Origin of the sequence: Faecalibacterium intestinale (genome assembly GCF_040096575.1) — a bacterium.
Lineage (GTDB): Bacteria > Bacillota > Clostridia > Oscillospirales > Ruminococcaceae > Faecalibacterium > Faecalibacterium intestinale.
This window is the reverse complement of the sequence record NZ_JBBMEN010000074.1, coordinates 1-686: the sequence shown is the minus strand read 5'-3', so window position 1 is coordinate 686 and position 686 is coordinate 1. Positions and strand designations below refer to the sequence as shown.

Below are 686 nucleotides of genomic sequence, written 5' to 3'. Positions count from 1 at the left end.
CGGTGGTTTGTACATTGATGAACAGAGCATTACATATTCAACTCAAAAGCTCACAGTCAGTCCACTGTATCGCAACCTTGTATTGCCCATGAACGAGATAAGGGAGCTTTCATGGAGTCAGATGGTCGTTCCTGTTGCAGCAATTTCCATGAAAGATGGAGAATGTTATAAATTTATCATATATAACAAATCAGGATTTGAAAAGGCATATAAGCAATATAGCAACCACCAAGAATGAAATCACCTAGCAGGGTTTGGGGCAGGCACGCCCCAACAAGAAGCTGTCCCAAAAGGGCAAGAATTTTCAAGAATTGAAAATTTGTGGCCACGGGACGATTCTTGCTCTCACGAAAACCCATACTTTTTGAAAATCCGCTTTTCGCAGCCAAAGGAGGATGCACCATGAAAAAAGAGATCGAAGCCTTCGTCAACGCAGCCAACGAGCAGGAGTTGGAAGCCGCATGGAATAACCTCTCGGCAGAGGAACAGCGAGTTTTCGAGCAGCTCATGGAGGAAGACTCACCCGAAGATGCACTGGCATTTTTTGCCCAGCTGTATGACGATGCCCCGAAGGAGCAAGCCAGCGAAACCGTGAGCATCTCCGAAAACGAAATCTATTTCAAGCGGAAGCCCTTGACCGAAGAGCAGAAGAAACACGGCTCTTATGTGGACGAGAACGGCAACCT

2 protein-coding genes are annotated in these 686 nt (G+C 46.4%); both read left to right on the top strand.

The window, feature by feature from the left end:
* Positions 1–238 (top strand): hypothetical protein (locus WMO20_RS14440; protein WP_349187312.1); only part of this gene is annotated, 238 nt, incomplete at its 5' end.
* Between the two features lie 164 nt (positions 239–402).
* Positions 403–686: hypothetical protein (locus tag WMO20_RS14435; RefSeq protein WP_435387778.1), on the top strand; the 284-nt coding region annotated here is incomplete at its 3' end.